Raw genomic sequence first — 17,283 nt, forward strand, 5'->3', positions numbered from 1 at the left:
TGAATGTCACCATAAAATTGTAACAAAAAACAGGTTTAAACGACTTTAAAAAAAGGAATAGCCTTACTGAAGATTTGTGTAAAACTCCCCTAAGGCAATACTTAAAAAGAATAATAAAAAGAAGGTGCCTTAATGAAGCAAGGATTAATCTCGATTATTATCCCGTCTTACAATGAAGGGTATAATGTCAAACTCATTCATGAATCTTTAAAAAAGGAATTTAAAAACATTCATTATGACTATGAGATATTCTTCATAAACGACGGAAGTGTTGATGACACGCTTCAGCAGATCAAAGACTTGGCAGCGACGTGCAGCCGGGTGAAGTATATATCTTTTTCTCGAAACTTTGGAAAAGAAGCCGCGATTTTGGCGGGCTTTGAGCATGTTCAGGGCGAGGCGGTTATTGTAATGGATGCCGATCTGCAGCATCCGACATATTTGCTGAAGGAATTTATCAAAGGCTACGAAGAAGGGTATGACCAAGTCATTGCCCAAAGGAACAGAAAAGGGGACAGCTTTGTCCGCTCACTCTTATCATCTATGTACTACAAGTTCATTAATAAAGCGGTGGAAGTCGATTTGCGTGACGGTGTCGGTGACTTCAGATTGTTAAGCCGCCAAGCTGTGAATGCACTTTTGAAGCTGAGCGAAGGAAACCGCTTCTCAAAAGGCCTTTTTTGCTGGATTGGCTTTGATCAGAAAATTGTATTTTATGAAAATATCGAACGAAAAAACGGCACCTCCAAATGGTCGTTCAGCAGTCTGTTTAATTACGGCATGGACGGCGTCGTTTCATTTAATCATAAGCCGCTGAGATTATGTTTTTATACAGGCATTTTCATCCTGCTGCTTTCCATCATTTATATCATTGCCACATTCGTTAAAATTCTCACTAACGGTATTTCTGTGCCTGGGTATTTCACCATTATCTCAGCAGTGTTATTTCTCGGCGGAGTACAGCTGTTAAGCCTTGGAATTATAGGTGAATATATCGGCCGAATCTATTATGAAACAAAAAAACGCCCGCATTATTTGATCAAAGAAGCGAATATCCCGAACAAAGACCTGCCTGAAACGAACGAATTAAAAAGCATGCGGCGTCTGACAAAAATGCACTGAAAATACCAAGCGCCATTGGCAGTGCTTTTTTTGCGTGTCTATTATCTTAAAAGCAAGACTGGAGAATTTATATGAAAAGAAAACATATCATGATCTATGCGGCCAGTTTGCTGGTGTCCGTTCTGGCACACGCTTTTTTTGTGAAAGAATGGGCGGAAGGCAGGTATATGACAGGTCCGGGTGACGGGCTTGCGCAAATGATCGTATTTAAAAAATTATTATTTGACCAATATACACACGGGAATTTTTTCTACAATTATTCATTCGGACTTGGCGGCGGCACATTCAGTCAGCTCGGCTATTATTTTTCTGCGTCTTTTCTTTTTCTTGCTGTGTCCGCCGCTGTTTGGCTGCTTCAAGCCGTCCAGCTGATCGGAGAAGCGGATACGCTTTTTTGGGCAGAGTCAGCTGTTTTTATCAGTATTTTCAAATTGAGCTTGATCATCTTTACGTCCGCTTCTGTTTTTCATTATCTTCTCAAGCACAGGGCGGCATCGTTCACGGGAGCTGTGTTATACGGCGTCTCAATTATTTATTTCCGTCACGAAGCGTATTGGGAATTTTTCACCGATACAATGGTTTGGCTTCCGCTGCTTGTGCTTGGCGCAGAAAAAATTATTAGAGAGCGGCGTCCGGCATGGTTTATCGTTGCGTGTTCGCTGACGTTAATCAATAATTTTTACTTTGCATACATAAACCTTATATTCATCGGAATCTATGTGCTGTTCAGATGGCTGATCCGTTTGGAACCACATGAAGAGAAAAGATGGATTCAAATCAGATTATTTCTGGTTTCAGGCTTCATTTCTTTTGGCATCAGTGCGGCGGCGTTTGTGCCCGTAGTATACGGTTTTTTAAACAACCTGCGCCCTCCATACAGCCAGAAAATAGAGTGGCTCAATTTCGATGATAATATCTTATTTTCGAGCCGGATCATCATTGTGCCGGCCGCTTTTCTGCTGTTTTTGTTTATGATTTCTTTTTACAAAAACCGTGTGTTTCGTCTCTTTGCCGGATTGAGCCTGCTGTTTATTCTTTTTCATTTCAGTCCGTATGCGGCAAGCGTCTTTAACGGTTTTTCCGCCCCGCAAAACCGGTTTGAATATGTTCTGGCCTTTACCATTGCGGGAGCAGCTGCGGCTGGTTTGTCACAGCTGTCTGATTTGAAACGGAAAGAACTGCTCCCGGCCGCAGCTGTCGTCCTGCTTCTTTACTTGTATCATATCCAAAGGTATAAGCTCGATATATGGAAGCCTGCGAATGAAAGTATTCTATTGCTCTTACTCATGACAATCGCAGCCTTGTTTGCTGCAGCTTTTGCGAAAAAACGGGCAAACATGGCTGTGTACGGCATAATCATTCTTTCTTCACTGTTTGTCGCCAACTCCTATCAAAAATACGCGCTCTCAGAAGGCGGCGATTTGGACAGTGTGACAAAAGAATATCTTACAAGTGAGGAATACAGAGGGCGGGAATCATCTGAGCTCATTAGACGTTTACAGAAGGAAGACGATGATCCGCTCATGAGAATCGACTGGATGAACGGGGTCCGCAATAATACGCCAATCATTTACGGGTTTAATGGCTTCAGCGCGTATTCCAGCATTTTAAACAAAGATCTGCTGGCCTTCTATTGGAATGATTTAAGCATCGATATGGGCAGGGAAAGCGTCAGCCGTTACGCGTCATTGGGAGACAGGGCGAATTTATACAGCCTGCTTTACGGCAAATATTATATGACCGAAAAAACAAACGAAGCCAGCGTCCCGTACGGCTTCAAAAAGCATTTAGAAACAGAGCATTATGCAGTTTATGAGAATCAGTACATGCTTCCATTCGTCAAAACAGCCGATGCCATATACAGCGAAAGTGAGCTGGACCGATTGCCCGCTCTTGCGAAAGAACAGGCGATGCTGAAAGGAATCATATTAAAAGATCCATCAGGAAAAACGGAGCAGACACCAAAACCGTCCAATTTGATCACCAAGTCGGACATCACCGCAAAACAAGCCCAGTATCAAAAGGGGCTGCTAACCGTAACTGGAGAAAACGGAGGAGAGCTGATCATCACCCCGAAACAGCCATCATCCGCTCCGGGAGACTACTATGTCAGCTTTTATTTGAAAAGCAAAGCAAAAGACAAAGGATTTACGTTAAAGGTAAATGATTATGTCACAACAAGGAAATCGAACAAATCGATATATAAAACCGGAGTAAATAATATAACGGTAAGAGTGCCTAAATCACACCATATCTCAATCAATCTTCCGAAAGGAACTTATGAACTGAGAAACATAGCGCTCTATGAAGAAAATTACCAAACGCTGAAAAACGCTGTAATGCAAAATAAAACAGAGAAAGCAGACAAACTGAATTGGAACAAAAATCGACTGACCTTTGCCTATTATCTGTCAAAAGACCAGTACATCATGCTTCCGATCCCATATGAAAAAGGCTGGGAGCTGAAGATCAATGGAAAAACACAGAAGATCGAAAAAGCGGATTATGCTTTTATAAGCTTCAAGGCGCAAAAGGGAGACAATCACATTGAGCTGACTTACTATCCGCCATACTTCAAAATATCGGCGATCATATCTCTCGTCAGTCTGCTGCTTGCTGTTTTTTATATAAGACGTAAAAAGCCCGGCTCTATATAGAGCCGAGCTTTAATTTTTTCTGAAGTTTTTCTTCGCTGAATATCCATCCCGTATAGGATGAACGAATCGTGAGATCATGGCCGATGTGAACAATTGCGACAAACGGATAATGGCCTTTGCTCCGATAACGCAGGTCGATAAATCTCACCTCATAATGATCTTTAAACGTATCCACTTCCCACCGGTAAACCGGAGAAAAGGACAGAAACGCCGCGATGTTATCATCCTGCTTTGCCGCATGCATTACATCGGTTTCAGGAACAGGCACCCGATTAAATGTATCCAGAATCACGACATGTCCTTCCATGCTTCTTCCTACATAGAAAGCATGTGCTGTCGTCACTGCGATTCGCCATTGCCTGAATTTCATCGTTGGAGAAATAATAATGCTTTCGATCTCATCATGAATCATCTCATGAAGCTTCCGTTTAATTCTCAGCTGCATGATCAGGCGCACCAAGTAGTAGCCTGCCAATATGATATATAAGCTGAGAAACGTGATGCCGGGACTTCCGCCTGCATACCAAATCGCGATAGCTGCCAGATGGCTGATAAAAATAAACGGATCAAACGTATTAATCAGCCCGAGCGCAACCCATTTTTTCGAAAACGGACGAATGGCTTGTGTTCCATAGGCGTTGAATATATCAACAAAGACATGCAGAACGACTGCCAGCAGTGTCCACAGCCACAGGTGCAGAAAATCGGCCTGAGGATAAAATAAATACAGAATCGCCGGGATGATGACAGACCAAAACAAAACGGCGGGAATTGAATGGGTAAATCCTCTGTGATTCCTTATATAAACAGCATTGTTTTTAAGCTTTAACACAGTATCAATATCCGGAGCCTGAGAGCCCGCAAGCGTTGCGATCATAACAGCGTGAGCCATTGCCGGATCTGATCCGACAACAGGATCAAGCGTCGCAATACCGCCCAGTGCGATGCCCATAAGAACATGTGTGCCCGTATCCATAGGTGACCTCCTTGCAGGATGATCCTGCACATTCACTTTGTAAGAAATTCCCCATTTTCATATACCCAATTTTTAAACTGATTCAATCGTTCTCATATGTTTCCGCTTTTTCTTTATTACTATTTAATGTAACATATTATCGTACTGTGCCCTTAGTGTACAACAAAAAACAGTCTAAAGAAAAGCGGGGCGCGAAAGACTGGGGAGAAACACATATGAACGTACTTGAAGACAAATTAAAACAAAAAGACATACAGCAATTTCGCGATGATTTAATCTCATGGTTTGAACGAGAGCAGCGCGTTTTGCCGTGGAGAGAGGACCAAGATCCATATAAGGTGTGGGTATCTGAAGTCATGCTGCAGCAAACGAGAGTAGAGACAGTGATTCCTTACTTTCTCCGGTTTGTGGAACAATTCCCGACAGTGGAAGCGCTCGCTGATGCTGATGAAGAAAAGGTGCTGAAAGCATGGGAAGGGCTCGGCTATTATTCGCGAGTCAGAAACCTGCAAAGCGCGGTAAAAGAAGTGAAACAGGAATACGGCGGCATTGTCCCTCCAGACGAGAAAGAATTTGGCGGGTTAAAAGGCGTTGGCCCTTATACAAAGGGAGCGGTGCTCAGCATTGCCTACAATAAACCCATTCCCGCAGTTGACGGAAATGTGATGCGTGTCATGTCCAGAATTCTTTCTATTTGGGATGATATTGCCAAACCAAAAACAAGAACGATCTTTGAAGACGCCATACGAGCTTTTATTTCCAAAGAAAAACCATCTGAATTTAATCAGGGCTTGATGGAGCTTGGAGCCTTGATCTGTACGCCAAAATCACCCTCATGCCTGCTTTGCCCGGTTCAGCAGCATTGCTCAGCATTTGAAGAAGGCACTGAACGGGAGCTTCCGGTAAAAAGCAAAAAGAAAAAGCCCGGGATCAAAACCATGGCCGCGATCGTACTGACTGATGAAGACGGACAAGTGTATATCCACAAACGGCCGTCTAAAGGTTTGCTCGCCAACCTGTGGGAATTCCCTAATCTTGAAACACAAAAAGGGATCAAAACTGAGCGTGAACAGCTCATCGCTTTCTTAGAAAACGAATATGGCATACAAGCTGATATCAGTGATCTGCAAGGTGTAGTCGAGCATGTTTTCACCCACCTGGTATGGAATATTTCAGTGTTTTTCGGTAAAGTAAAACAAGTGTCGGATACCAGCGAGCTGAAAAAAGTAACGAAAGAAGAGCTCGAACAATTTGCGTTCCCGGTGTCACATCAAAAAATCTGGAAGATGGCAGTAGAAGCAGCCGCCATCTCGGCTGCTCCGTAAACCAGTCTTAATCGTAAGAGACGCGCGTGCCGTGGCTGTAGTCCGCTTCATTGCGCTTCATTCCGCCGCGCGCTTCAATTTCTTGCGTTAATTCCCGGTATTTTGATTGGCCTTCTTCGTTCAAATAAGGCATAATTTGCTGAAAGGCATGATGAAAATAAGCGAGTTCACTGTTCTTCCAATCTTTTTTGGAAACCATGTTCAATTCGCTCATATCACGTCCGACATACATAACAGAAGACCCCCTTTAAAGTTCTTGCCATTATTGTTTGTGGAAATAAAAGAACTATACGCTACAAGGAGATGAGGAAAAATGGAACAAAATAAATGTGCACTCGTAACAGGAAGCAGCCGCGGTGTCGGAAAAGCGGCCGCGATCAGACTTGCTGAGAACGGCTATAACATCGTCATTAACTATGCGCGCAGCAAAAAAGCAGCATTAGAAACAGCGGAAGAAATCGAAAAGCTTGGCGTTAAAGTGCTTGTCGTAAAAGCAAACGTAGGACAGCCTGCAAAAATCAAAGAAATGTTTCAGCAAATTGATGAAACGTTCGGCAGACTTGATGTTTTTGTCAATAATGCCGCTTCAGGAGTACTAAGACCTGTCATGGAATTAGAAGAAACACACTGGGACTGGACGATGAACATTAATGCGAAAGCATTGCTTTTCTGCGCTCAGGAAGCTGCAAAGCTAATGGAGAAGAACGGAGGCGGGCATATTGTCAGCATTAGTTCATTAGGCTCTATCCGCTATCTTGAAAACTACACCACGGTCGGTGTATCAAAAGCAGCGTTAGAGGTTTTAACCCGTTATCTTGCCGTTGAGCTTTCACCAAAACAAATTATCGTCAATGCTGTTTCAGGCGGAGCGATCGACACAGATGCGCTGAAACACTTCCCGAATAGAGAAGATCTGCTTGAGGATGCGCGCCAAAACACCCCGGCGGGACGCATGGTCGAAATTAAAGACATGGTTGATACTGTTGAGTTTCTAGTGTCTTCCAAGGCTGACATGATCCGCGGACAGACAATTATCGTTGACGGCGGACGCTCACTGCTCGTTTAAAAATTTTTAAAAAAGAGGAATAGCTATACGATCACCTGCACATTCTAATGACCGTGGAGGTGATAACAATGGCTAACTCAAATAACTTCAGCAAAACAAACGCTAAACAAGTTAGAAAACAAAACCAACAATCAGCTGCTGGTCAAGGTCAATTTGGCACTGAATTTGCTAGCGAAACAAACGCTCAGCAAGTCAGTAAACAAAACCAGCAATCAGCTGGCCAACAAGGTCAATTCGGCACTGAATTCGCTAGTGAAACTGACGTACAGCAGGTAAGACAGCAAAACCAATCTGCTGAACAAAACAAACAACAAAACAGCTAATCACTGAAACAGAAAAAAGCACTTCATCTTCGGGTGGAAGTGCTTTTTTCTGTTTGAAAAACGACAAAACTTGTGGAAGGTCTACAGAATGAGTCAAAGGGTTTGCTTTACGGAGATCGAAATGATTAAAGGAGGAAATGTTTATACTTTCATCAGGCTGAAGGAGGAACCGATGACGGAATTTGAAAAGCTGGTAAGTGAACAGATGAAAACGATGGATAAGCTTCTCGATCTCCAATCAGAGCTCGACCGCTGCAAACAAATTGAGGCGGAACTCCGGCATTTGGAAAGGGATGCAAGGCTGCGTGGGATTCAGGCTGAAATTGCGGTAAAACGGAAACACCTTGCCGATATACAGGATATGTTTCAAAAGCAGACAGAGCAGGTCATTCGTTCATATCGCAGCTCAGAAAAGCCGTCTTCCTTTGTGTAGTGCAGGAATATGCCATTCCCCGGCCGGAATGGCTCTTTTATTTTCATTTTTCAATTTGTAACGTTATAATAGGTAAAAGACGTTGTCGGTAAGCAAATTTGGACATACTAACTGTAGGGCTTTATAGAAAGTAGGGGAGAAATATGGGCTATCCCAAGGAAGGAGAAACCATTCAAATTCACAGCTATAAGCACAACGGGCTGATTCATAGAATTTGGAATGAGACAACAATCTTAAAAAGTACAGAAATGTGTGTCATCGGAGCCAATGACCGGACGATGGTAACTGAATCAGACGGCCGGACATGGATCACCAGAGAGCCCGCAATCTGTTATTTTCACGCAAGACAATGGTTTAATGTCATCGGGATGCTGAGGGAAGACGGGGTTCATTATTATTGCAACATCAGTTCTCCGTTTGCCTATGATGGCGAAGCAATTAAATATATTGATTATGACTTAGATGTTAAGGTTTTTCCTGACATGACCTACAATATTCTCGACGAAGACGAATATGATGATCATCGGAAAGCCATGAATTATCCAAAAGAAATCGACAGTATTTTAAGAGACTACTTAAATACGTTGCTCCATTGGATTCACCAGCGTCAGGGACCGTTTGCGCCCGAGTTTGTCGATATGTGGTATGAACGGTATTTGCGCTATACAAAATAATGGTTACGTAAAAACCTGTTGCGGGGTACAACAGGTTTTTCACATGGGCTCACACACATCATGATAAAGAGAGAGGGGGAATCAACGTGGGGGTTATGAAACGCTACATGCAGTTCGTCAAACCTTATAAGAAGCAAATTTTCGTTACAGTGTTAATCGGGATCGTAAAATTCTCCATTCCGCTTGCTCTCCCATTGCTTCTGAAGTACGTAGTTGACGACATTATTCAAGGAGGCGGCACGGCTAGTGACAAAACAACGTCATTGTTCACGATTATGGCGATCATGTTCGCCTTATTTTTAATTTTGCGCCCGCCTGTTGAATATTACCGGCAATATTTTGCCCAGTGGACTGCCAGCAAGGTGCTTTATGATATAAGAGCTAAGCTGTTTGACCATATACAAAAACTGAGCCTGCGTTTTTACGCGAATACAAGAACAGGGGAAGTCATTTCCCGAGTGATTAATGATGTAGAACAAACAAAGGATTTCGTCATCACAGGGCTGATGAATATATGGCTCGATATGCTGACGATTTTGATTGTAATCTCTATCATGCTCACACTGGACGTTAAATTAACGCTGATTTCTATCGTATTATTCCCATTATACGGAATATCAGTGAAGTATTTTTACGGCCGTTTACGAAAGCTGACAAGGGAGCGCTCACAGGCTCTTGCTCAAGTGCAGGGGCATTTGCACGAACGCATTCAAGGCATGCCTGTCATCAGAAGCTTTGCGATAGAAGATCATGAACAGGCTCAATTTAATGAGAAAAACGGACATTTCTTAGATAAAGCCATCCGCCACACGAATTGGAACGCCAAAACCTTTGCGGTCGTTAATACCATTACAGATTTGGCGCCGCTCATCGTCATAGCGTGCGCCGGGTATTTTGTCATTAATGGACCGCTGACAGTCGGAACAATGGTCGCGTTTGTCGGATATATTGACAGAATGTACAACCCTGTTAGAAGGCTGATCAATTCCTCTACAACTTTGACACAGTCAATCGCATCAATGGACAGGGTGTTTGAATTTATTGACGAGCCCTATGAACTCACTGACAAACCAAATGCGATAAAGGCCGATCAGATTCGCGGAGGAGTGGAGTTTCAAAACGTTTCGTTTCAATATGAGAAGGACAAAGAAAATATTCTTCATGATGTATCCTTAAAAGTAAATAGAGGAGAAACTGTAGCACTCGTCGGCATGAGCGGAGGAGGAAAATCAACGCTCGTCAGCCTGATCCCAAGATTTTATGATGTAACAAGCGGCAGACTGCTGATTGATGGGACGGATATTCGCGATTATGAAGCAAGAAGCCTTCGCAACCAGGTTGGTATGGTGCTTCAGGATACCTTTTTATTTAGTGAAACGATTCGGGAAAATATCGCGATCGGCAAGCCTGATGCCACACTTGAAGAGATAATCGAAGCCGCCAAAGCTGCAAATGCCCATGAATTTATTATGAGTTTTCCGGAAGGATATGAGACCCGGGTGGGAGAACGAGGCGTTAAGCTTTCAGGCGGACAAAAGCAGCGGATCTCAATTGCGCGGGTATTCCTGAAAAATCCGCCGCTCCTCATTTTAGATGAAGCTACATCAGCTCTGGATTTGGAAAGTGAGCATTACATTCAAGAAGCGATGGACAAACTGGCGAAGGATAGAACAACTTTTGTTGTCGCCCACCGTTTATCGACAATCACCCATGCGGATAAGATTGTTGTCATGGAAAACGGGACAATCATTGAAATCGGAACCCATGATGAACTCATGGACTATGAGAGCCAGTACAAGCACTTATTTACCATTCAAAATTTGAACTAAAACATCAATCTTATATCCTTTTAATGAAGGATATAAGATTTTTTTGTATAAAAAAACCCGGCTGTTTAACCGGGTTACTCTTCTGTTTCTATTTCGCAGTCTTTCGGATGATACGTTTGAAAGCTTGTGATAAGTGTTTCCAAATGTTCAAGCTGCTCGCGATATTCCACGGCGCTTGCCATAATATTGAGCATGTTGTAATCAATAAGCTCCTCATCCGTATTCTGCTGATTTTTTAAAAATGACTTTGTTAAAAGCTGCTTATACCGGATGCCTTCTTCAACCGCGTCATCATGCGGCTTGATTTTTCCGACAAACCTCATCAAAATCCGTTCGTGCCAGTAAAGCAGGTAATCAAGTTCTTCAGTCAATGTTTCCTGAAATTCTTCAGGCATATGATAGATGTCGTTTTCCAGACGATGCAGCTTCTTCAGGGTATCAAGTGCCCGGTTTGCAGTAATAATGGCCTGTCTGAACAGGACGAGCTTTCTTGATTTCACATAAGTCGTTTTCTTAAAGTAACTTCTTTCTTCTTTATATAGAAGATATGTTTGATCAAGCTTGATCATTTTTTCTTTCAGTTTTTCAATATCCTCTTTCAAAATCGAATGCTCTGTTGACTGCCGCATGATCAGCCTGATCCACTTCATAATTTCGTCGGTGTTTTCGACGGTATTATGAATCAGCTTTGTTTCATACTTAGGAGGCAAAAACACAAGGTTGACGATAAAGGAAGAAAGCACCCCTAAGATGACTGTGCTTGTTCTGATCAGCGCGAACATTAAAAAGTCGTCACCGGCGGATTCTAATATCGCAATAACTGTTACAAGAGCAATCGAAATTGTATGTTCAATTTTAAGTTTCAGCATGATTGTAATAACAATAACTGCTGTTAACCCGATCATAATCGGGCTGGGTCCGAAAATAAGGCCGAACACTGTCGCAATCACAGCTCCGATGATATTTGCTTGAACCTGGTCAATAATAATGAGAAAAGAGCGGTAAATCGACGGCTGGATCGCAAATATCGCTGCAATTCCAGCGAAAATCGGCGCGGGAAGCCCGATCCACGAAGCCAAATAAAGGGCAAGTGTAATCGCAATCCCGGTTTTGAAAATGCGGGCACCAAGTTTCATTGGTTTGTGCGTGCATTCCTTTCTATAGTAAATTGTGTGACATAGCAAATGGGCTAATCCTTAAAATTCCCGGTTAGTTTATTTGCTAAACAATTAAGTAATATACAGGGATCGATACAAATATTCAAGCTATTTTTCTAGAAAAAGACCAAAATCTTACACGTTGTTTGATTCCATAAAAAAAACAGGAGCCCAAAGCTCCTGTTCAAGGTATTTGATTCTAGTTTTTTAGATGTTTAAATGCATCCTCGACCGCTGCAAGCGTGTCTTTAATATCCTGCTCTGTATGTGCTGTGGTAATAAACCAAGCTTCATACTTAGAAGGTGCTAAATTAATTCCGCGTTCCAGCATCAGCTTGAAAAACGTAGCGAATGTTTCTCCGTCACTCCGTTCAGCCTGCTCGTAATTTTCCACTTTCTCATCAGAGAAGTATACCGTGAGCGCACCTTTTAACCGGTTGACCGTAATGGTGATGCCGTGTGTTTCTGCGTGCTTCAAAATACCTTCCTCAAGCATAGCGCCAAGGTGATCAAGCTTTTCATACACGCCTTTTTCTTTGAGCACTTCCAGACAAGCGATGCCTGATAGGATGGAAGCGGGGTTCCCTGCCATTGTTCCTGCCTGATAAGCAGGTCCTAGCGGAGCTACCTGCTCCATGATTTCTTGTTTGCCGCCATAGGCGCCAATCGGAAGTCCGCCGCCGATAATTTTCCCGAGTGCTGTTAAATCTGGTTTCACCTGTAAGAGATCCTGCGCGCCGCCATACATAAAGCGGAAAGCCGTAATGACTTCATCGTAAATAACGAGAGCGCCTGCATTATGTGTCAATTCATTTACTTTTTCTAAGAAGCCCTCTTTCGGCTCGACGATACCGAAGTTACCGACAATCGGTTCAACGAGAACTGCCGCGATTTCACTGCCCCATTTATCAAGAGCCGCTTTATAGCTATCGATATCATTAAATGGTACTGTGATCACTTCGTTTGCAATGCTTTTCGGTACACCGGCTGAGTCTGGTGTGCCGAGAGTAGACGGACCGGAGCCTGCGGCGACAAGCACAAGGTCCGAATGCCCGTGATAGCAGCCCGCAAATTTAATGATTTTTGTCCGGCCTGTATATGCGCGAGCCACGCGGATGGTCGTCATAACGGCTTCTGTACCCGAATTGACGAATCTTACTTTGTCCAAAGCGGGAATGGCTTCTTTGAGCATCTTTGCAAATGTAACCTCGTGTTTTGTTGGTGTTCCATACAGTACACCTTTCTCTGCCGCTTTTTTAATCGCTTCTGTAATATGCGGGTGGGCATGTCCTGTAATAATCGGACCGTACGCCGCTAAATAATCGATGTATTTGTTGCCGTCCACATCCCAAAAATAAGCGCCGCTTGCTTTCTCCATTGCAACAGGAGAACCGCCGCCGACTGCTTTATATGATCTAGACGGGCTGTTTACACCGCCGACAATGTGCTGTAATGCCTCATTGTGAAGTTCAATTGATTTTGTATGCAAGAATAAAAACCTCCTATATCTCCATGCGTCCTTTCTATTGTAGCATGCTTCCGAACAAGAACAATGGCTTCGGGCTTCAGATTCAGCTGAGATGGTTGTAATCTGGACAAGAATTGGATACGCTTAATAAAAAAACTCCGGAGGTAACGTAATGACTATAGAAATCGGACAAAAAGCGCCTGATCTTGAGTTAAAAGGCGATCATGGGGAAACAGTAAAATTATCGGATTATAAAGGAAAGTACATCGTGCTTTATTTTTATCCAAAGGACATGACACCGGGATGTACAACTGAAGCATGCGATTTTCGGGACAGTCACGAAAGCTTCGCCGAACTGGATGCCGTCATTATTGGCGTCAGCCCGGACAGCCAGGAAAAACACGGAAAATTTAAAGAGAAGCATAACCTTCCATTTCTGCTTCTTGTTGATGACGAGCATAAGCTGGCGGAAGCATTTGATGTGTGGAAGCTGAAGAAAAACTTCGGAAAAGAGTATATGGGAATCGAGCGTTCCACTTTTTTAATTGATAAAGAAGGCCGGCTCATTAAAGAATGGAGAAAAGTAAAAGTAAAGGACCATGTAGCCGAAGCGCTTCAAACCCTCAAAGATATGTCGGAAAAGTAAATCTCTATGAGCCTATGCTTACTTTTACCCTGATATCAATTGACAAATTATCGTAGAAAGAGTTACACTAATTATAAACATTACAATGTAAGAATTTTTTTTAGAAGAGAGGTGCATGACGGATGGCTGCACATGAACTAAAAGAAGCCTTAGAAACGTTGAAGGAAACCGGAGTTCGCATTACTCCTCAACGTCATGCGATTCTGGAATATCTCGTTAACTCTATGGCTCATCCAACAGCGGACGATATATATAAAGCTCTGGAAGGGAAATTTCCTAACATGAGCGTAGCGACAGTATATAACAATTTGCGTGTGTTCCGGGAATCAGGTTTGGTAAAAGAGCTCACATACGGTGATGCTTCCAGCAGATTCGATTTTGTGACATCCGATCACTATCACGCGATTTGCGAAAACTGCGGTAAAATTGTGGACTTCCACTACCCGGGCCTTGATGAAGTGGAACAGCTCGCTGCCCACGTCACGGGCTTCAAGGTAAGCCACCACCGTTTAGAAATTTACGGCGTCTGCCAAGAGTGTTCGAAAAAAGAAAATCATTAAAAATAAGCTGACCGCACGAAACGGTCAGCTTATTTTATTTCGACATTTTCTTTTTATTATAAGACTCATCAAATTCTTTTCCTTCTAATCCCTTATCTAAAGTCAGCGGTTCTCGGCAATGCATGCACATATCGACTCTTCCTAAAACCTTTGTCTCTTTATCACAGCCTGGACAAATGACGCGAACCGCTTTGGTCGAAAGCATTCCGATCCAAAAGTAAACAACCGTGCTGAGACCGATGGATAAAAGCCCAAGAATCATAAACAAACTAGATAGCAAAACTGACTCTTTGAAAAAGATCCCGATGTACATAATGATAAACCCAACGAAAACCAAACTTAACGCAAATGTTCTGATTTTATTAATTTTGCTGGAGTATTTCGCCATGTCCATCCCCCTCTGTTTTAACTATAGCACAAACCCGATGGGATTTTCTTCATGTTTTCGGTTGAACTGGAATTTACATATGGAGAGTTACTGTGAAATTGTTTATAATAGTTCAATGTGTTTAGAAAAAAGGAATTTCGTTTTAACCATAGAATTGAATCAAATAGAGAATAAAAAAATTTGAACAATTGCATTGGAGGAATAGTGATGGAAAATCTTCTCCGTCCAATTTACCAAGAAAGAGCAAGTCACCCCAATACATTGGCTGTCATTATGATTGAGAGAAGAAACAAAACATCTTCCTTAACAGATAACTTTGATGCAGCTTTGCTGGTGATTGTTAAGGATGCTGATGAACCAGTTTTTATAAAGCATTATGAATTTGATCATCAAACAGCTTCTTTGCATGTGGTAACAGATTCTCAGATTCAAGAATGGATTTTGCTTGGAACAAATAGAAGAATCATAGATTGGATTGTAAATGGCAGAGTCTTGTTTGACCGTAATGAATACGTAGTTGAACTGATTGACAGGCTGAATACATTTCCGTTTGCCGAACGTAAACTGAAGATCGGACTCGAATACGGCAAATTAATCAGAAGGTATGTTGAAGGGAAAGCTTTTTTTGAAGCCAATCAATTTTTAGATGCCTACAATGCCGTTGTTCATGCGCTGCATCATTTAGCACGTATTGAAGTAATCGACAGAGGATTCCATCCCGAAACCACGGTGTGGAGCCAAGTGCGCCAGATGGAGCCCCAAGTGTACAAATTATATTCCGAGCTGATTGAAAGTCATGAGAGCCTGGAAAAAAGACTTGAATTATTATTCTTAGCAAATGATTTTCTCATCCATTCCAAAGCCGAGATCGGTTCGGCGCATCTTTTCGAAGTAATGAAAGAAAAAGACATTTGGCAATTCGGTGAGCTTCTTCAACATCATGACCTAAAGCACTTTACCCAAGATCTTGGCGTTATGCTTGATTACTTGACAGAAAAGGGACTTATCAACGTCTGCCAGATAGAAACGAAAGGACAGGCTGTCTATCACCGAGGATATTCTTTTAAAAAAGGTGTTGACTCTGATTCTTGACCGTGTTATATTATTAAACGTCGCTGATGCGCTTCTGAGAAAACAAGCTCACAGCGGCGGGAAAATAAATCAAAAAAACATTTGACAAAAGAAAGTCAAAATGTTATATTAATAAAGTCGCTTCAACAAGAAGTGAAAATGATCTTTGAAAACTAAACAAGACAAAACGTACCTGTTAATTCAGTTTTAAAAAAATCGCACAGCGATGTGCGTAGTCAGTCAAACTAGGGCCTGCACGACGCAGGTCACACAGGTGTCGCCGCAGGATGCGGTGGACTTAACCTGTGATCCATTTATCGGAGAGTTTGATCCTGGCTCAGGACGAACGCTGGCGGCGTGCCTAATACATGCAAGTCGAGCGGACAGATGGGAGCTTGCTCCCTGATGTTAGCGGCGGACGGGTGAGTAACACGTGGGTAACCTGCCTGTAAGACTGGGATAACTCCGGGAAACCGGGGCTAATACCGGATGGTTGTTTGAACCGCATGGTTCAAACATAAAAGGTGGCTTCGGCTACCACTTACAGATGGACCCGCGGCGCATTAGCTAGTTGGTGAGGTAATGGCTCACCAAGGCAACGATGCGTAGCCGACCTGAGAGGGTGATCGGCCACACTGGGACTGAGACACGGCCCAGACTCCTACGGGAGGCAGCAGTAGGGAATCTTCCGCAATGGACGAAAGTCTGACGGAGCAACGCCGCGTGAGTGATGAAGGTTTTCGGATCGTAAAGCTCTGTTGTTAGGGAAGAACAAGTACCGTTCGAATAGGGCGGTACCTTGACGGTACCTAACCAGAAAGCCACGGCTAACTACGTGCCAGCAGCCGCGGTAATACGTAGGTGGCAAGCGTTGTCCGGAATTATTGGGCGTAAAGGGCTCGCAGGCGGTTTCTTAAGTCTGATGTGAAAGCCCCCGGCTCAACCGGGGAGGGTCATTGGAAACTGGGGAACTTGAGTGCAGAAGAGGAGAGTGGAATTCCACGTGTAGCGGTGAAATGCGTAGAGATGTGGAGGAACACCAGTGGCGAAGGCGACTCTCTGGTCTGTAACTGACGCTGAGGAGCGAAAGCGTGGGGAGCGAACAGGATTAGATACCCTGGTAGTCCACGCCGTAAACGATGAGTGCTAAGTGTTAGGGGGTTTCCGCCCCTTAGTGCTGCAGCTAACGCATTAAGCACTCCGCCTGGGGAGTACGGTCGCAAGACTGAAACTCAAAGGAATTGACGGGGGCCCGCACAAGCGGTGGAGCATGTGGTTTAATTCGAAGCAACGCGAAGAACCTTACCAGGTCTTGACATCCTCTGACAATCCTAGAGATAGGACGTCCCCTTCGGGGGCAGAGTGACAGGTGGTGCATGGTTGTCGTCAGCTCGTGTCGTGAGATGTTGGGTTAAGTCCCGCAACGAGCGCAACCCTTGATCTTAGTTGCCAGCATTCAGTTGGGCACTCTAAGGTGACTGCCGGTGACAAACCGGAGGAAGGTGGGGATGACGTCAAATCATCATGCCCCTTATGACCTGGGCTACACACGTGCTACAATGGACAGAACAAAGGGCAGCGAAACCGC

General features: G+C 43.4%; 16 protein-coding genes and 1 rRNA gene (1 of these 17 only partly in view). 12 read left to right on the plus strand and 5 right to left on the minus strand.

The window, feature by feature from the left end; all coding sequences use genetic code 11:
• Window positions 1-132: 132 nt before the first annotated feature.
• Window positions 133-1,122, plus strand: a complete 990-nt coding sequence (locus tag NSQ09_RS10435) for a glycosyltransferase family 2 protein (protein ID WP_041052569.1) — start codon at window positions 133-135, stop codon at window positions 1,120-1,122.
• 71 nt (window positions 1,123-1,193) lie between these two features.
• Window positions 1,194-3,779: a YfhO family protein gene (locus NSQ09_RS10440; protein ID WP_341031296.1), complete on the plus strand. Its 2,586-nt coding sequence runs from the start codon at window positions 1,194-1,196 to the stop codon at window positions 3,777-3,779.
• Here NSQ09_RS10440 and NSQ09_RS10445 read toward each other — a convergent pair.
• Window positions 3,772-4,755, minus strand: a complete 984-nt coding sequence (locus NSQ09_RS10445) for a metal-dependent hydrolase (protein ID WP_041332766.1) — start codon at window positions 4,753-4,755, stop codon at window positions 3,772-3,774. The genes NSQ09_RS10440 and NSQ09_RS10445 overlap by 8 nt on opposite strands.
• A 215-nt stretch (window positions 4,756-4,970) precedes the next feature.
• On the opposite strand from NSQ09_RS10445, the gene mutY reads away from it, so the two are divergent.
• Window positions 4,971-6,080: an A/G-specific adenine glycosylase gene (gene mutY, locus NSQ09_RS10450; RefSeq protein ID WP_026113736.1), complete on the plus strand. Its 1,110-nt coding sequence runs from the start codon at window positions 4,971-4,973 to the stop codon at window positions 6,078-6,080.
• Window positions 6,081-6,087: 7 nt separating this feature from the next.
• On the opposite strand, the gene NSQ09_RS10455 is transcribed toward mutY, so the two are convergent.
• Window positions 6,088-6,312, minus strand: a complete 225-nt coding sequence (locus tag NSQ09_RS10455) for a hypothetical protein (RefSeq protein WP_003233542.1) — start codon at window positions 6,310-6,312, stop codon at window positions 6,088-6,090.
• 81 nt (window positions 6,313-6,393) lie between these two features.
• Here NSQ09_RS10455 and fabL point away from each other — a divergent pair, with 81 nt between their 5' ends.
• From fabL to NSQ09_RS10480, 5 genes are all read left to right on the plus strand, one after another.
• Entirely contained in the window at window positions 6,394-7,146 is a 753-nt protein-coding gene (gene fabL, locus NSQ09_RS10460; protein WP_341031300.1) for an enoyl-[acyl-carrier-protein] reductase FabL, read from the plus strand.
• 68 nt (window positions 7,147-7,214) lie between these two features.
• The gene (gene sspE / locus NSQ09_RS10465) at window positions 7,215-7,469 is read left to right on the plus strand and encodes a gamma type acid-soluble spore protein SspE (RefSeq protein ID WP_041332762.1); all 255 of its coding nucleotides are present in this window, start codon (window positions 7,215-7,217) and stop codon (window positions 7,467-7,469) included.
• 172 nt (window positions 7,470-7,641) lie between these two features.
• Window positions 7,642-7,902: a YgaB family protein gene (locus tag NSQ09_RS10470; protein WP_003242708.1), complete on the plus strand. Its 261-nt coding sequence runs from the start codon at window positions 7,642-7,644 to the stop codon at window positions 7,900-7,902.
• A gap of 143 nt (window positions 7,903-8,045) precedes the next feature.
• Window positions 8,046-8,576, plus strand: a complete 531-nt coding sequence (ntdP, locus tag NSQ09_RS10475) for a nucleoside tri-diphosphate phosphatase (RefSeq protein WP_003223272.1) — start codon at window positions 8,046-8,048, stop codon at window positions 8,574-8,576.
• An 86-nt stretch (window positions 8,577-8,662) separates the two neighbouring features.
• The gene (locus NSQ09_RS10480) at window positions 8,663-10,405 is read left to right on the plus strand and encodes an ABC transporter ATP-binding protein (RefSeq protein ID WP_009966836.1); all 1,743 of its coding nucleotides are present in this window, start codon (window positions 8,663-8,665) and stop codon (window positions 10,403-10,405) included.
• 74 nt (window positions 10,406-10,479) lie between these two features.
• Here NSQ09_RS10480 and NSQ09_RS10485 read toward each other — a convergent pair whose 3' ends face one another.
• Window positions 10,480-11,541: an aromatic acid exporter family protein gene (locus tag NSQ09_RS10485; protein WP_041052566.1), complete on the minus strand. Its 1,062-nt coding sequence runs from the start codon at window positions 11,539-11,541 to the stop codon at window positions 10,480-10,482.
• Between the two features lie 220 nt (window positions 11,542-11,761).
• A complete protein-coding gene (locus tag NSQ09_RS10490) occupies window positions 11,762-13,051 on the minus strand; it encodes a glutamate-1-semialdehyde 2,1-aminomutase (RefSeq protein WP_341031305.1) in 1,290 nt (429 codons plus the stop codon).
• A 151-nt stretch (window positions 13,052-13,202) separates the two neighbouring features.
• On the opposite strand from NSQ09_RS10490, the gene bcp reads away from it, so the two are divergent.
• A complete protein-coding gene (gene bcp, locus NSQ09_RS10495; protein ID WP_003233532.1) occupies window positions 13,203-13,676 on the plus strand; it encodes a thioredoxin-dependent thiol peroxidase in 474 nt (157 codons plus the stop codon).
• A gap of 122 nt (window positions 13,677-13,798) precedes the next feature.
• Entirely contained in the window at window positions 13,799-14,236 is a 438-nt protein-coding gene (gene perR, locus NSQ09_RS10500) for a peroxide-responsive transcriptional repressor PerR (protein WP_003223285.1), read from the plus strand.
• A 34-nt stretch (window positions 14,237-14,270) separates the two neighbouring features.
• Here the strand turns inward: perR and NSQ09_RS10505 are convergent, their stop codons facing one another.
• Entirely contained in the window at window positions 14,271-14,624 is a 354-nt protein-coding gene (locus tag NSQ09_RS10505) for a YgzB family protein (protein ID WP_014479226.1), read from the minus strand.
• Between the two features lie 207 nt (window positions 14,625-14,831).
• Between NSQ09_RS10505 and NSQ09_RS10510 the strand changes: the two genes are divergently transcribed.
• Together NSQ09_RS10510 and NSQ09_RS10515 are read left to right on the plus strand one after the other, a co-directional pair.
• Entirely contained in the window at window positions 14,832-15,716 is an 885-nt protein-coding gene (locus tag NSQ09_RS10510; RefSeq protein WP_003243727.1) for a nucleotidyltransferase-like protein, read from the plus strand.
• Window positions 15,717-16,009: 293 nt separating this feature from the next.
• Window positions 16,010-17,283, plus strand: a 16S ribosomal RNA gene (locus NSQ09_RS10515) (it continues 276 nt past the right edge of the window).

This window comes from Bacillus sp. FSL W8-1202, assembly GCF_038006165.1.
Taxonomy (GTDB): domain Bacteria; phylum Bacillota; class Bacilli; order Bacillales; family Bacillaceae; genus Bacillus; species Bacillus subtilis.

Bases quoted from the DNA above. Each gene is read 5' to 3' on its own strand.
- NSQ09_RS10485 (WP_041052566.1), bottom strand. From the start codon at position 11,541: ATGAAACTTGGTGCCCGCATTTTCAAAACCGGGATTGCGATTACACTT.
- ntdP (WP_003223272.1), top strand. From the start codon at position 8,046: ATGGGCTATCCCAAGGAAGGAGAAACCATTCAAATTCACAGCTATAAG.
- NSQ09_RS10445 (WP_041332766.1), bottom strand. From the start codon at position 4,755: ATGGATACGGGCACACATGTTCTTATGGGCATCGCACTGGGCGGTATT.
- NSQ09_RS10510 (WP_003243727.1), top strand. From the start codon at position 14,832: ATGGAAAATCTTCTCCGTCCAATTTACCAAGAAAGAGCAAGTCACCCC.
- NSQ09_RS10440 (WP_341031296.1), top strand. From the start codon at position 1,194: ATGAAAAGAAAACATATCATGATCTATGCGGCCAGTTTGCTGGTGTCC.
- fabL (WP_341031300.1), top strand. From the start codon at position 6,394: ATGGAACAAAATAAATGTGCACTCGTAACAGGAAGCAGCCGCGGTGTC.
- NSQ09_RS10470 (WP_003242708.1), top strand. From the start codon at position 7,642: ATGACGGAATTTGAAAAGCTGGTAAGTGAACAGATGAAAACGATGGAT.
- NSQ09_RS10455 (WP_003233542.1), bottom strand. From the start codon at position 6,312: ATGTATGTCGGACGTGATATGAGCGAATTGAACATGGTTTCCAAAAAA.
- bcp (WP_003233532.1), top strand. From the start codon at position 13,203: ATGACTATAGAAATCGGACAAAAAGCGCCTGATCTTGAGTTAAAAGGC.
- mutY (WP_026113736.1), top strand. From the start codon at position 4,971: ATGAACGTACTTGAAGACAAATTAAAACAAAAAGACATACAGCAATTT.
- NSQ09_RS10505 (WP_014479226.1), bottom strand. From the start codon at position 14,624: ATGGCGAAATACTCCAGCAAAATTAATAAAATCAGAACATTTGCGTTA.
- perR (WP_003223285.1), top strand. From the start codon at position 13,799: ATGGCTGCACATGAACTAAAAGAAGCCTTAGAAACGTTGAAGGAAACC.
- NSQ09_RS10435 (WP_041052569.1), top strand. From the start codon at position 133: ATGAAGCAAGGATTAATCTCGATTATTATCCCGTCTTACAATGAAGGG.
- sspE (WP_041332762.1), top strand. From the start codon at position 7,215: ATGGCTAACTCAAATAACTTCAGCAAAACAAACGCTAAACAAGTTAGA.